Genomic DNA, 14,253 nt, shown 5'->3' on the forward strand with positions numbered 1-14,253 from the left:
CGCCAAGGGCTCGTCGCTGTCCGTAGTCGCACCTACGGTTGAAGACCAGAGGACGCCCGTCGGCGGTCGAACGCCGAGCGGTCCCGGCTGCGGTATGCCGCGCCCGGCTGGGACTCGGGCGCACACACCGTCACCGGGACCGTCCGGGAGAAGGGAGGTATGGAGGTCAATGCGAGGGTGGCAGGGCAACAGACGAGCAGGCGCGGGCCGGAGTCGGCCGGGGAGCGTCCGGCCGGGGAGTGTCGTCGAAGCAGCGGCGTCCGCCCGGCGGGCACACCGGGCGGACGGGACCTTAACGATACGATCTACGACTCGCTCCGTCGCATGATCTTGTTACCGAGCCACACCAGCGGGTCGTACTTGCGGTCCACCGCCCGCTCCTTGAGGGGGATGAGCGCGTTGTCGGTGATCCTGATGCCCTCGGGGCACACCTCCGTACAGCACTTGGTGATGTTGCAGTAGCCGAGCCCGTGCTCGTCCTGCGCGGTCTTCTTGCGGTCGAGACCGGTCTCGGCCGCCGCGTCGAGGGGGTGCATGTCCAGCTCCGCCACCCGCATCAGAAAGCGCGGTCCGGCGAACGCCGCCTTGTTCTCCTCGTGGTCGCGCACCACATGACAGGTGTCCTGGCACAGGAAGCACTCGATGCACTTGCGGAACTCCTGCGACCGGTCCACATCGACCTGCTGCATGCGGTAGTCACCCGCCGCCACCCCGGGCGGCGGGACGAACGCCGGCACCTCGCGTGCCTTGGTGTAGTTGAACCCCACATCCGTCACGAGATCGCGCACCACGGGGAAGGCGCGCAGAGGAGTCACCGTGATCGTCTCTTCCCGCGAGAAGACGGACATCCGCGTCATGCACAGCAGCCGCGGCCGGCCGTTGATCTCGGCGCTGCACGAACCGCACTTGCCCGCCTTGCAGTTCCAGCGGACCGCGAGATCGGATGCCTGGGTGGCCTGGAGCCGGTGGATGATGTCGAGGACGACCTCGCCGTCATTGACCTCGACGGAGAAGTCCTCGAGATCACCGCCCTCCTGGTCACCCCGCCACACCCTGAAGCTGGCTTGGTACGAACTCACTCGTAGAGCTCCTCTTCGGCGAGGTACTTGACCAGCTCCTCCTTGTCGAACAGAGCGAGCAGGTCCGGACGGATGGGGTCGGTCGTCTGCCGTACGAGCGCGATCTGGCCCGCCACCGGATCGGTCTCCGCCGATCCGCCCGTGGGATCGACCAGCCGGCACAGCAGATTGACCCGCCGCCAGTCGCGTTCCATCGTGGGACAGTCCTCACGGGTGTGCCCGCCACGGCTCTCGGTGCGCTCCAGGGCGGCCCGGGCGATGCACTCGCTGACCAGCAGCATGTTCCGCAGGTCGAGTGCGAGGTGCCAGCCGGGGTTGAACTGCCGGTGGCCCTCGACACCCGCCCGGCGGGCACGGACCCGCAGGTCGGCCAGCTTCTCCAGCGCCTGCTCCATCTCACCCTCGCGGCGGATGATGCCGACCAGGTCGTTCATGGTCTGCTGCAGTTCCTGGTGGAGGGTGTACGGGTTCTCCGGGGGCCCGCCGTCCGTGGGGCCCTCCGCGCTGAAGGGACGCAGCGCCTCCGCCGCCGCCGTGTCCAGCTGATCCTCGCCCACCACGGGAGGTACCTCGATGTCCTCCGCGTACTGCGCCGCGTGCAGTCCCGCGCGGCGGCCGAAGACCAGGAGATCGGAGAGGGAGTTCCCGCCGAGCCGGTTGGAGCCGTGCATACCGCCCGCGACCTCGCCCGCGGCGAACAGACCGGGGACCCCGACGGCGGCCGCGCTGTCGGAGTCGACCGCGATACCGCCCATCACGTAGTGGCAGGTAGGCCCGACCTCCATCGCCTCGGCGGTGATGTCGACGTCCGCCAGCTCCTTGAACTGGTGGTACATCGACGGCAGTCGCCGGCGGATGACCTCGGCGGGCATCCGGGTGGAGACATCGAGGAAGACCCCGCCCGCGGGTGAGCCGCGGCCGGCCTTGACCTCGGAGTTGATGGCGCGGGCCACCTCGTCGCGCGGCAGGAGTTCGGGGGGACGCCGGTTGTTGTCCGGGTCCTCGTACCAGCGGTCGCCCTCCTCCTCCGTCTGCGCGTACTTCTCCTTGAAGACATCGGGGATGTAGTCGAACATGAACCGCTTGCCCTCGGAGTTGCGCAGTACCCCGCCGTCGCCGCGCACCGACTCGGTGACGAGGATGCCCTTCACCGACGGCGGCCAGACCATGCCCGTCGGGTGGAACTGCACGAACTCCATATTGAGCAGCGGTGCGCCCGCCAGCAGCGCGAGGGCGTGCCCGTCGCCGGTGTACTCCCAGGAGTTGGACGTCACCTTGAAGGACTTGCCGATCCCTCCGGTGGCGAGGACGACCGAGGGGGCCTCCAGGACGAAGAAGCGTCCCGACTCCCGCTCGTAGCAGAAGGTGCCCGCCACCCGGCCGCCGTCTCCGTCTCCGTCTCCGTCGCCCTCATCCTTCAGGATCCGGGTGACGGTGCACTCCTGAAAGACCTTCAGCCGTGCCTCGTAGTCACCGAACTCGGCCTTGTCCTCCTGCTGCAGCGCCACGATCTTCTGCTGGAGGGTGCGGATGAGTTCCAGGCCGGTGCGGTCGCCGACATGGGCGAGCCGGGGGTATTCGTGGCCGCCGAAGTTGCGCTGGGAGATCTTGCCGTCGGCCGTGCGGTCGAAGAGCGCGCCCCAGGTCTCCAGCTCCCAGACCCGGTCGGGGGCCTCCTGCGCGTGCAGCTCGGCCATCCGCCACTGGTTGAGGAACTTCCCGCCGCGCATGGTGTCGCGGAAGTGGACCTGCCAGTTGTCTCCGGCGTTCACATTGCCCATGGAGGCGGCGATCCCGCCCTCCGCCATGACCGTGTGGGCCTTGCCGAAGAGCGACTTGCAGATGACCGCCGTGCGGGCGCCCCGCTCGCGGGCCTCGATGGCGGCGCGCAGACCCGCCCCGCCCGCACCCACCACGACGACGTCCCACTGCTGGCGTTCGAGTTGGGTCATGTCAGAAGAACCTCGGATCGTCGAAAGCACCGGACGCGACGAGATACACGTAGAAGTCGGCCAGCGCGACACTGATCAGGGAGGCCCACGCGAGGAGCATGTGACGCTCATTCAGCTTGCCGACCCAGCCCCACAGGCGGTAGCGCACGGGATGCTTGGAGAAGTGCTTCAGCCGGCCGCCGATGATGTGGCGGCAGGAGTGGCAGGAGAGGGTGTACGCCCAGATCAGCACGATGTTGATCAGGAAGACGAGCGTGCCGAGGCCCATGTGGCCCCACTCGTAGTCCTCGTTGCGGAACGAGAGCACGGTGTCGTACGTGAGGATTCCGGCGACGGGAATCGCCGCGTAGAAGAAGTACCGGTGGATGTTCTGGAGGATGAGCGGAAAGCGGGTCTCACCGGTGTACTTCTTGTGCGGCTCGGCGACCGCGCAGGCGGGGGGCGAGGCCCAGAAGCCCCGGTAGTACGCCTTGCGGTAGTAGTAGCAGGTCAGCCGGAAGCCCAGCGGGAAGATCAGGATCAGCAGCGCGGGGGACAGGCCCCACCAGCTCCCGAAGATCTCCCAGTTGGGGCCGCTCTTCATCGGCTCGCAGCTCTCGGCCAGGCAGGGCGAGTAGAACGGCGACACATACGGTGCCGCGTAGTAGTCGGCGTTCGAGAACGCCCGCCAGGTCGAGTAGACGATGAAGGCGAAGAGGCCACCGGCGGTCAGGGCCGGTGACAGCCACCAGCGGTCCGTCCGCAGATGACGGGGGGCGATGGCGGCGCGCGTGGCGCTGCGCACACCCGTATGAATTTGTGGTGGTTCGGTACCAGTGGACAACGAAGGTCTCCTAGGGAGCGTGCCGGTCTCGGACGCCCAGCCCCTCGTCGTCCGAGTCCGTCCACAGAGCGTTGTTGTACGGAGCGTCGGGGATGGTGACCAGTTCGTGGCGGGCCGCCGGCTTCGGTCCTTGCTGTGCGGCCGGACGGGTGCCGCGGAGCTGATCGCCTGCGCCACGTAGCTGATCGACGGTCCGCTCCAGCTCGCCGACCCGCTGGACAAGCTCGTCGAGGCGGCGCGTGATCGTGGTCAGGTCTTCCTGCTGGGACATGACTTGCCCTCACTTCCGCAGGGTGCGGTGGCGTCGTTCATGCGCCTGCGAGTGTTGCGCGTCACTTCCCCACTTGTGAAGGGACGTGCAGTGGATTCCCAGCGCAGGTGTTGCCTGTGCGCCCCGTGTTGTCTGATTCTCGCTGTTCCTATTCTCACCATATTTGCGGGGTTGTGATCGGTTTTTTACTGATCTGCTCGGGTGACGTTGCGGCGAGTCGCCCTGTGGATGCGCCCCCCGGCGTACTCCGTCCACTTCAGTGGGGCGGAATCGGTGTGATCATCTCCAAATTCCGCGAAACGGAATGAACAGGACGAAGAGGTAGACCCATGGCCCAGGCCCGGACCTCCAAGACCCTCCGGACCCGGAAGCTCCGCTCCGTGGCGCTGCTCACCAGCGGAGTGCTCACCGTCCCCGCCCTGGCGGGGTGCGGTGCCGACGAATCCGAGCGCACCGGCCAGGCCACGGCCCAGGACATCGCCGCGACGCCCCGCGACCGGGTCGGCGACGGCGGCAGCCTGAGCTGGGCCGTGGACGCCATGCCGACCACGCTCAACGCCTTCCAGGCCGATGCCGACGGCTCCACCACCAGGATCGCCGGGGCCGTGCTCCCCGCCCTCTTCACCCTCGACAAGAACGGCCGGCCCCAGCGCAACCCCGACTATGTGGAGTCCGCCGAGATCGTCGAGCGCGAGCCCAAGCAGGTCGTGCTCTACAAGCTCAACCAGAAGGCGGTGTGGAGCGACGGCCGGGAGATCGGCGCGCCCGACTTCGTCGCCCAGTGGCGGGCGCTCAACGGCAGGAACAGCGCTTACTGGACGGCACGCAACGCCGGGTACGAGCGGATCGAGAAGATCCAGAAGGGCGCCAACGACCTCCAGGTCAAGGTCACCTTCGCCAAGCCGTACGCGGACTGGCAGTCGCTGTTCACCCCGCTCTACCCCAAGGACGTGACCGGTACACCGGACGCCTTCAACGACGGCGCCCGGACCGGGCTCAAGGCGACGGCGGGACCGTTCCAGCTGGACGCGATCAACCGCAAGGACAGGACGGCCACCCTGGTGCGCAACCCCCGCTGGTGGGGTGACCAGGCAAAACTGGAGCGCCTGGTGCTGACCGCCGTACCGCGTGACAAGCGCGCCGCGGCCCTCGCCGACGGCCGGGTGGACATCGCCGAGGTCGACCGGTCGGCCGCGGACCGCATCACGCTGGCCCTACGGCACAAGGGGACGGGGGGCAGCAGCCCCGCCCACGGGCCCGCTGCCGCCCAGCCCCCCTCGGCGGCCCTGCGGACCTGGGCCATGGCCAACGGCTCCGACGAGGAGCAGGCCCAGGCCGCCCTCGCCGCGCGCGAGCGGACCGCCAAGGCGATCCGGGTCTACGGCACCCAGCAGGCGGCTCTGCGGAGCTTCGTCGTCCGCAAGTCCCTGGAGCCCGCCTACACCCAGCTGGCGCTCAACGGGGAGACCGGGCCCCTCTCCGACGACCGGGTGCGCAGGGCCGTGGCCCGCGCGCTCGACCGCAAGGAATTGGCCGAGACCGTACTGCGCCCGCTCGGGCTCCCCGCGACCCCGCCCGGCAGCCATCTGGCGCTCGCGGGCCAGCGTGCGTACACCGACAACAGCGGGGCGCTCGGCGAGCAGAACACCCAGGAGGCGCAGGCGCTGCTCGCCGACGCCGGCTGGACCCCCGGTGGAGCACTGAAGAAGCCCGCCCCGGCCAAGGCGGGCGGGGAGGTGGGCGCGCCCGGGAACAGTGCCAGCCCCTCGCCGTCCGAGGCGGAGGACGACAAGAACAAGGGCAGGAACGACGGCGGGAACCGGGCCATGCGCGCCGGGCCGGACGCCCCGTCCGCCGACGGGCTGTACATCGTCGGCGACGAGAAGGCCGGCTCCGGCAAGGGCGCCGACGGCTCCTACGTCCTGGCGCCCGCGCCCGTGATCTTCGAGGACCTCTCGCTCCAGCCCCGGGCCGACTCCGGCGGCGGGGACGGCGCGGCCGCGGCCGAGGAGGCCGAGGGTGCCAAGAGCACCGAGGGTGCCGAGGGGAAGAGAGGAGCCACCGGGGCGTACGCGCCCGCGGGCACCGCCGCCCCCGTAGCCGCGGGCGGCCGCCTCGGCAAGGACGGCAAGCCGCTCTCCCTCCGTCTGGTCCTCCCCTCGGGCCCGGGCTCGGAGCCGCTGCGCGCGGTCGGTGAGAAGATCGCGCGGATGCTGGACAGGATCGGCGTGCGGACCCAGATCACCAAGGTCAGCGACGAGAGCTACTTCAAGGACCACGTGGCCTCCGGCAACTACGACCTGGCCCTCTACTCCTGGCCCGCCACCGCATACCCCGCGACCGACGCCCGGCCGATCTACTCCAAGCCCGAGCCCGCGAGCGACGGCTCCCTGCTGGTCGAGCAGAACTACACCCGTGTCGGTACGGACTACATCGACCAGCTCTTCGACCAGGCGGCCTCCGAACTGGACGAGGAAGAGGCCCGTGAGCTGGTGCGCCGGGCCGATGCCCGGATCTGGGCCGCCGCCGGATCCATCCCGCTCTACCAGCGGCCCGAGCTGGTGGCGGTCAGGTCCACCGTCCTCAACGCCGGTGCCTTCGGCTTCGCCGCGCCCCGCTACCAGGACGTCGGCTTCAAGAAGTCGGCGCTCCGGAAGGCGGTCCGCGGCCGGACCGTACCCGGCGCCTCCGCCCGGCCGGTGGAGGGCGCCGGAGCCGCCGGCGCGGGCACCCGCGAGCCCGGCGGCTCCACCGAGGAGTAACCGTCGAAGACGCGCCGGACCCGGGCACCCTCGGGTCCGGCGCCTCTAGGTCCTCGGACCCCCCGGGCCCGCCGCCTCAGACCCTCGTACACCTCCGGGCCCCGCACCCCGGGCGCTCGGTCCCCGCGGCGCACGCCACCCGGGGCCCGGCATCCCCGGACCGCCCCACAACCCCAGAACACCCTCAATAACCTCAGAGCACGCTCAACAACCTCAGAACACCCTCAAACTCTCTTGCCCGCCGGACCGCCGGCGGGCAAGATCATGTCCAGTCGTTTGACCTTGGTTCAACAGCTCCGCCGCCGGAGTTCCACGCCCCGGCGCACCCGTGCGCACCCCTTCCCGCCAGTGCTCCCCGCCCGCGCCGCCCGGTCCCGCGTACCCGGCCGGTGTCTCTCGCATCGGACGAGGAGGCCCGGTATCCCACGGGCCCGTACCATGGGACGAGCCGTGGCGTGTCCGCCCCGGCGGGGCGTACGAGGAACACGACAAAGACACCGCCCCTCACGAACGCCGCATCCCACGATCGAGAGAAGCGCCAGCCAGCATGCCCACGCGCCACGACATCCGTAACGTCGCCATCGTCGCCCACGTCGACCACGGCAAGACCACCCTGGTCGACGCCATGCTGAAGCAGGCCGGAGCCTTCGCGGCCCACCAGCAGCTCGACGACCGCATGATGGACTCGAACGACCTGGAGCGTGAGAAGGGCATCACGATCCTCGCCAAGAACACGGCGGTGAAGTACCACCCGAAAGCCGGCGGTGCGCCCATCACGATCAACATCATCGACACCCCCGGCCACGCCGACTTCGGTGGCGAGGTCGAGCGCGGCCTGTCGATGGTGGACGCGGTCGTGCTGCTCGTCGACGCCTCCGAGGGCCCGCTCCCGCAGACCCGCTTCGTGCTCCGCAAGGCCCTCCAGGCCCGGATGCCGGTGATCCTCTGCATCAACAAGACGGACCGCCCGGACTCCCGTATCGACGAGGTCGTGAACGAGACCTACGACCTGTTCCTGGATCTGGACGCCGACGAGGACCAGATCGAGTTCCCGATCGTCTACGCCTGTGCCCGCGACGGTGTCGCCTCGCTGACCAAGCCCGCAGACGGCACGGTCCCCGCCGACAGCGACAGCCTGGAGCCGTTCTTCTCCACCCTGCTGGAGACCGTTCCGGCGCCCGAGTACGACGAGTCCGCGCCGCTCCAGGCCCATGTCACCAACCTGGACGCCGACAACTTCCTCGGCCGGATCGCCCTGCTCCGTGTGGAGCAGGGCGAACTGCGCAAGGGGCAGAACGTCGCCTGGATCAAGCGTGACGGCTCCATCGCCAACGTCCGCATCAGCGAGCTGATGATGACCGAGGCGCTCACCCGCAAGCCCGCGGAGATGGCGGGCCCCGGCGACATCTGCGCGGTCGCCGGTATCCCGGACATCATGATCGGCGAGACGCTGGCCGACCCGGAGAACCCGATCGCGCTGCCGCTGATCACGGTCGACGAGCCCGCGATCTCCATGACCGTCGGTACCAACACCTCGCCGCTCGTCGGCCGTGGCGGCACCGGCAAGGGCGCGGAGAACAAGGCCGCGGTCAAGGACCGCAAGGTCACCGCTCGCCAGGTCAAGGACCGCCTCGACCGTGAGCTGGTCGGCAATGTCTCGCTCCGTGTCCTCGACACCGAGCGCCCCGACGCCTGGGAGGTGCAGGGCCGCGGTGAGCTGGCGCTGGCCATCCTGGTCGAGCAGATGCGCCGGGAGGGCTTCGAGCTGACCATCGGCAAGCCGCAGGTGGTCACCAAAGAGGTCGACGGCAAGATCCACGAGCCCGTCGAGCGCATGACGATCGATGTGCCCGAGGAGCACATGGGCGCGGTGACCCAGCTGATGGGCGTCCGCAAGGGCCGTATGGACAATATGTCCAACCACGGCTCCGGCTGGGTGCGCATGGAGTTCGTCGTGCCCTCCCGCGGTCTGATCGGCTTCCGTACGGAGTTCTTGACCAACACCCGCGGCACCGGCATCGCCCACTCCATCCACGAGGGCCACGAGCCCTGGTTCGGCGTGCTGACGACCCGTAACAACGGTTCGCTGGTCGCCGACCGCTCGGGCGCCGTCACCGCCTTCGCGATGACCAACCTCCAGGAGCGCGGTGTGCTCTTCACCGAGCCGGGCACCGAGGTCTACGAGGGCATGATCGTCGGTGAGAACTCCCGCTCCGACGACATGGACGTCAACATCACCAAGGAGAAGAAGCTCACCAACATGCGCTCCTCGTCGGCCGACTCCTTCGAGGCGATCGTGCCGCCGCGCAAGCTCTCCCTGGAGCAGTCGCTGGAGTTCTGCCGCGACGACGAGTGCGTCGAGGTGACGCCGGAGTCGGTCCGTATCCGCAAGGTGAACCTGGACGCCCGGGAGCGCGCCCGCGCCGCCTCGCGCGCCAAGCACGGCTGACACACGCCCCCGAGGGGGCGCAGGCGCCCTTCGGGAGGGGGCGCACCGTGGTGCGGAACGCCCGCGGTGAGGTACGAGACATCTAACGGCTGGGGCCGCCCCGTGAGTTGGGGCGGCCCCAGCCGTTTGCGTCTGTCCACCGGGTGGAAAACTGAGGGATTGGACCGCGGTCGGGGTTCCGTCGTCAAACGGTTTTCCTACCCCGCCCGTCCGACTATCGGGCGTAGCTCACCGGAAACCTGTATTAACAGTCCGTTTCGGGGGTGTCTGTCTGCGATCCCTTTGTCCGAATTTTGGGCCTCGGGGGCTGACTGATGTTGCCAAAACGAGATGCTTTAAGTGTGGTTTACGGCCCGAACTTACCCAATAGTTGGCTTCACTGAGCTCGGGTCAACGGGTCATGCGCTGTGGGGAGTGCTGACTCACGAGCACACGTGGCACGGCTTTCCACCGTCAGGGGTGTCGGTGGGTCGTCCTGTGCCCAACCTTGCAGTGAACACGTGGACTCATGAGGAGGAACCCATGCGTGGTGCCGCGAGCGCCAGAGGGGTCGGGTCGTCACAGCATGCCTGGACGGCTGGTTTCCAGCGCATTCCATCCGGTCGCGCCGCCGGCGGCGGCAGCGGACAGCGATTCTGAGCCCCGGTCAACCGCTCGGCTCGCGCTCCTGAGGGTGGAATCAATCCCTATTGACTCTCTTTCCTACCGATTTGCCCGTGGGTGATCCCACCGGCGTGAGGTAGTCGGCCACACCTGCCCGAAAACAGGTGTCGGCCGGTGACAGGGATCGTCACGCGGTAGTCCCAGACGTACGAGTGCACCCACTCGGCCGTCGATGCTGCCGTGCGCAGGACGCGGGTCACCCGACACCCGTGAATGGACACACCATGACCAGTCCAATCGAGACTGAGGGCGCCACCTCCGTCGCCTTGGACAAGAAGACCGCGACCGAGACCGACTCCGCCGGCGGCCAGGGCCACATCGGCCGTTCGCCCGGCCAGCTGATGTGGGCGCGCTTCAAGCGTGACCGCGTCGGCATGATCTCCGCCGCCGTCGTGCTCTTCTACTTCGCGATCGCCGCGCTGGCTCCGGTGATTTCCGCGCTGTACGGCAAGGATCCGTACACGCTCTACCCGAGCGAGCCGGGCTACGAGGACCTGCTCGACGACTTCTCCATGCCGTCGGGCTCCTTCGGCGGTGTGTCCGGAGACTTCTGGTTCGGCGTCGAGCCCAACCTGGGCCGCGACGTGTTCACCATGCTGCTCTACGGCATGCGCACCTCGCTCTTCATGGCGCTCGTCGTCACCGCGCTCAGCGTGATCACGGGCGTGATCATCGGCATGGTGAGCGGCTACTTCGGCGGCAAGGTCGACTACTGGCTCAGCCGGGTGACCGACTTCTTCCTGGCCTTCCCCCAGCAGCTGTTCTTCATCGCCTTCATGCCCGTCGTGACCGCGCTGTTCGTCTCTCCCAAGGACGAGACCCCCACCTATCTGCGGGCGGTCGCGATCATTCTGGTGATGTGGTTCCTGGGTTGGATGAGCCTGGCGCGTCTGGTGCGAAGCTCCGTACTCTCCCTGCGGGAACGGGAGTTCGTGGAGGCGGCCAAGGTCTCGGGGGCCTCCCGGTGGCGGATCGCCCGCAAGGAGATCCTGCCGAACATCGTCACCCCGATCCTGGTCCAGGGCACCTACATGCTGCCCGCCGCCATCCTGACCATCGCGTTCCTCTCGTATGTCGGTGTCGGCTTCGTGGAGCCCACCCCCGACTGGGGCCGGATGTTCGCCACCGGCAGCGAGGTCTACGAACAGAACCCGGCGTTCATGATCTTCCCGGGCGTCGCCCTGGTGGTGTTCATCCTCGCCTTCAACCTCCTCGGCGACTCGGTTCGGGACGCCTTCGATCCCAAGACCGGACGGTGACGCCCGTGGGCGGGGGCCGCTGCCGCCCCCGCGCCGGGCAACCGGACGGTCGGGCAGCTCTTTGATGAATAACAACGGACAGGTAGGTGCATCGAGCATCATGAACATGCGATCGCGCTCAACGCGCGTCATAGTCGCCGCGGCAGCGGCCGGCTCCCTGGCGCTCACGGGTTGTGCCAAGGACGACGGCAACACCAAGGACGAGTCCAAGTCCAAACAGGACGCCGCGGCTCAGTCGAAGCCGGTCGTCTACGGCGACGCCGCCGCCTCCAACGGCCCGGCCGCGCCGGTGCCCGGAGCCAAGTCCGGCGGCACGATCAACGTCTATATGGAATCCGACATGAGCCATCTGGACCCGGCTCAGATCTATGTCAGCGACGCGGGCCAGTTCGCCAACCTGGTCCACCGCGGTCTGACCAACTTCCAGGAAGACGACAAGGGCAACCTGACCGTCGTCGGTGACATCGCCACGGACGCCGGCAAGGCGTCCAACGACAACAAGACCTGGACGTACACGCTCAAGGACAACATCAAGGACGAGAACGGCAACCTGATCACGTCCGCCGATGTCCGGCACACCATCGAGCGCATGTACTCGAAGGTGATCTTCGACGGTCCGAGCTACGTCCAGAGCTGGCTGTCCGGCAAGGACTACCGCAAGGCGCTGCCCGACGGCCCGTACAAGGGCAAGCACCTGCCGGACACCGTCCTCGCGACCCCGGACGCGAAGACCGTCGTCTTCAACTTCAAGGAGCCGCAGGGAGACCTGCCCCAGGCGCTCGCCATGGCCGGCTACGGCATCGTGCCGGCGAAGGCGGACACCAAGGAGGCGTACGACAAGAAGCCCGTCTCCCTCGGCCCGTACAAGATCGCCGACCGCAAGCCCGGCAAGTCCATCACCCTGGTGAAGAACACCAACTGGGACCCCAAGACGGACTCGGTGCGCCACCAGTACGTCAACGGCTACAACTTCAACCTGACGGTCGACCAGAGCAGCCAGACCAAGCGCCTGATCGCCGACCAGGGCGAGGCCAAGAACGCCATCCAGTTCACGGACTCGGTCGAGCCGACCATGATCAAGGATGTCGTCAACAACCCCGCGGTCAACAAGCGGAGCATCAAGGGCTTCCAGCCCTACGTCTGGCAGATGTCCTTCAACCTGGACTCTCCCAAGATGCAGGACAAGAAGATCCGCGACGCCATCACGCACGCGATCCCGAGCAAGCGGATGATCGCCGCGGACGGCGGTAAGTACGGCGGCGAGCTGGCCGGCGGTCTGATGGGACCGACGCTGCCGGGCTACGACCCCGAGTACGACCCGTACGGCAAGCTGAAGAAGCCGAACGGCGACATGAAGAAGGCCAAGGAGCTGCTGGAGGAGGCCGGCGTCAAGAAGGGCACCAAGCTCACCTACGCCTACGCCACCGCGCCGCGCAGCCAGAAGCAGATGGTCATCATCAAGGAGACGCTGACCAAGCTCGGCTTCGACGTCCAGGCCAAGGAGATCGAGCGCTCCACCTTCTACGAGCAGATCGGCAAGCTCAAGAACCCGTACGACCTGTACATGACCGGCTGGGGCCAGGACTGGCCGTCGCCGTCCACGGTCATCACCCCGGTCTACGACGGTGAACTGGTCGACGACGGTCAGCCGAACTACTCGCACATCAACGACGCCAAGGTCAACGAGGGCATCAAGCTGGCTTCGCAGCTGTCGCCCACGGTCGCGGCCAAGGAGTGGGAGAAGGTCCACCACCGGATCGTCGAGGAGATCAACCCGGCCGCCCCGGTCTACTACGCCAAGCAGATCCAGCTCTCCGGCTCCAACATCGGTGGTGCCCGGTACAGCACCGAGTCGAGCTACATCGACATCAACGACCTGTACCTGATCAACCCGTAGGACCGGTCCACCACCCTCCGGTCCACGGCTGATCCGTGGGGGTGCGCGCCAGGCGGAGCGCACCCCCACGGGCCACGTCTCACCACACCCGCCGCTTCCGAAGAGAGCAGCCTCCCGCGATGCTTCAGTTCCTCATCCGCAGGTTGACCGGCGCCGTCGTCATCATGTTCCTGATCGGCGCGTTCACGTTCTTCCTGTTCTACACAATCCCCCAGGACTTCGCCGAGCTGGCCTGCGGCAAGAACTGCACGCCGGAGAACATCGCGGTCATCCGCGAGAACCTCGGCCTCGACAAGCCCATCACCACCCAGTTCTGGGAGTTCATGGGGGGCATCCTGACGGGCCGGGACTTCGCCCAGGGGCACTGCTCGGCCCCCTGTCTGGGAGTCTCCTTCGACTCCCGTGAGTTCGTCTGGGACTCGATCATCGACCGATTCCCCCTGACGCTCTCCCTGACCGTCGGCGGTCTGGTCATCTTCCTGATCCTCGGCCTCGGCTCGGGCATGCTCGCCGCCTGGAAGCGCGGTACGGCGGTGGACAAGCTGGTCTCCGGTGCCTCGATGGTGCTCAGCTCGTTCCAGATCTACTTCCTCGGCCCGATCGTCCTCGGTGTCCTCGTCTACAGCACGGGCTGGCTGGAGAACCCCAAGTACGTGCCGTTCCTGGACGATCCCGCGGCCTGGGCGCTGGGCATGCTGATCCCCTGGGCGGTCATGGCGACGATCTTCACCGCCCAGTACACCCGTATGGCGCGCTCCACGATGATCGAGCAACTTCAGGAGGAGCACGTCCGCACCGCCCGGGCCAAGGGCATGAAGCAGCGGTACGTGTTCTTCCGGTACGCCTGGCGCGGGTCGCTGACCCCCATCGTCACCATTCTCGGCATGGACCTCAGCTCGCTGCTGACGGGCGCGGTGGTCACCGAGTTCACCTTCGACCTCGCGGGAGTCGGACGTCTCGCGGTGGACTCCTCGCTCAGCAAGGACCTGCCGCTGACCATGGGCGTGATGCTGTTCGGAGCCTTCTTCATCCTGGTTCTGAACATCATCGTGGACATCACCTACGCCTACATCGACCCGCGCGTGCGCCTCGCCTAGG

General features: G+C 67.8%; 9 protein-coding genes. 5 read left to right on the plus strand and 4 right to left on the minus strand.

The window, feature by feature from the left end:
- Window positions 1–305 precede the first annotated feature (305 nt).
- The 4 genes from ACFYT4_RS23780 to ACFYT4_RS23795 are packed head-to-tail and all read right to left on the minus strand — an operon-like array spanning window position 306 to window position 4,125.
- A complete protein-coding gene (locus ACFYT4_RS23780; protein ID WP_389272427.1) occupies window positions 306–1,079 on the minus strand; it encodes a succinate dehydrogenase/fumarate reductase iron-sulfur subunit in 774 nt (257 codons plus the stop codon).
- Window positions 1,076–3,031: a fumarate reductase/succinate dehydrogenase flavoprotein subunit gene (locus ACFYT4_RS23785; RefSeq protein WP_389272430.1), complete on the minus strand. Its 1,956-nt coding sequence runs from the start codon at window positions 3,029–3,031 to the stop codon at window positions 1,076–1,078. The genes ACFYT4_RS23780 and ACFYT4_RS23785 overlap by 4 nt, the downstream gene beginning before the upstream one ends.
- Window position 3,032: 1 nt before the next feature.
- Window positions 3,033–3,854 (minus strand): hypothetical protein, encoded by an 822-nt coding sequence (locus ACFYT4_RS23790; RefSeq protein ID WP_389272433.1) that lies wholly within the window; start codon window positions 3,852–3,854, stop codon window positions 3,033–3,035.
- Between the two features lie 10 nt (window positions 3,855–3,864).
- Window positions 3,865–4,125, minus strand: coding sequence for a hypothetical protein (locus ACFYT4_RS23795; protein WP_389272435.1), 261 nt, complete (start codon window positions 4,123–4,125; stop codon window positions 3,865–3,867).
- 329 nt (window positions 4,126–4,454) lie between these two features.
- Between ACFYT4_RS23795 and ACFYT4_RS23800 the strand changes: the two genes are divergently transcribed.
- The 5 genes from ACFYT4_RS23800 (at window position 4,455) to ACFYT4_RS23820 (ending at window position 14,252) form a co-directional block, all read left to right on the plus strand.
- The gene (locus ACFYT4_RS23800) at window positions 4,455–6,887 is read left to right on the plus strand and encodes an ABC transporter family substrate-binding protein (RefSeq protein WP_389272438.1); all 2,433 of its coding nucleotides are present in this window, start codon (window positions 4,455–4,457) and stop codon (window positions 6,885–6,887) included.
- 547 nt (window positions 6,888–7,434) lie between these two features.
- Window positions 7,435–9,336, plus strand: coding sequence for a translational GTPase TypA (gene typA / locus ACFYT4_RS23805; protein ID WP_389272441.1), 1,902 nt, complete (start codon window positions 7,435–7,437; stop codon window positions 9,334–9,336).
- A gap of 887 nt (window positions 9,337–10,223) precedes the next feature.
- On the plus strand, window positions 10,224–11,258 hold the full coding sequence (locus ACFYT4_RS23810) for an ABC transporter permease (RefSeq protein ID WP_389272444.1): 1,035 nt from the start codon (window positions 10,224–10,226) through the stop codon (window positions 11,256–11,258).
- A gap of 106 nt (window positions 11,259–11,364) precedes the next feature.
- Entirely contained in the window at window positions 11,365–13,155 is a 1,791-nt protein-coding gene (locus tag ACFYT4_RS23815) for an ABC transporter substrate-binding protein (RefSeq protein ID WP_389272447.1), read from the plus strand.
- A 119-nt stretch (window positions 13,156–13,274) separates the two neighbouring features.
- Window positions 13,275–14,252 (plus strand): ABC transporter permease, encoded by a 978-nt coding sequence (locus tag ACFYT4_RS23820; RefSeq protein WP_389272450.1) that lies wholly within the window; start codon window positions 13,275–13,277, stop codon window positions 14,250–14,252.
- The last annotated feature ends 1 nt before the right edge of the window (window position 14,253 follow it).

Origin of the sequence: Streptomyces sp. NPDC004609 (assembly GCF_042873655.1) — a bacterium.
Classification (GTDB): Bacteria; Actinomycetota; Actinomycetes; order Streptomycetales; family Streptomycetaceae; genus Streptomyces.

Bases quoted from the DNA above. Each gene is read 5' to 3' on its own strand.
- ACFYT4_RS23785 (WP_389272430.1), bottom strand. From the start codon at position 3,031: ATGACCCAACTCGAACGCCAGCAGTGGGACGTCGTCGTGGTGGGTGCG.
- ACFYT4_RS23795 (WP_389272435.1), bottom strand. From the start codon at position 4,125: ATGTCCCAGCAGGAAGACCTGACCACGATCACGCGCCGCCTCGACGAG.
- ACFYT4_RS23800 (WP_389272438.1), top strand. From the start codon at position 4,455: ATGGCCCAGGCCCGGACCTCCAAGACCCTCCGGACCCGGAAGCTCCGC.
- typA (WP_389272441.1), top strand. From the start codon at position 7,435: ATGCCCACGCGCCACGACATCCGTAACGTCGCCATCGTCGCCCACGTC.
- ACFYT4_RS23810 (WP_389272444.1), top strand. From the start codon at position 10,224: ATGACCAGTCCAATCGAGACTGAGGGCGCCACCTCCGTCGCCTTGGAC.
- ACFYT4_RS23815 (WP_389272447.1), top strand. From the start codon at position 11,365: ATGCGATCGCGCTCAACGCGCGTCATAGTCGCCGCGGCAGCGGCCGGC.
- ACFYT4_RS23820 (WP_389272450.1), top strand. From the start codon at position 13,275: ATGCTTCAGTTCCTCATCCGCAGGTTGACCGGCGCCGTCGTCATCATG.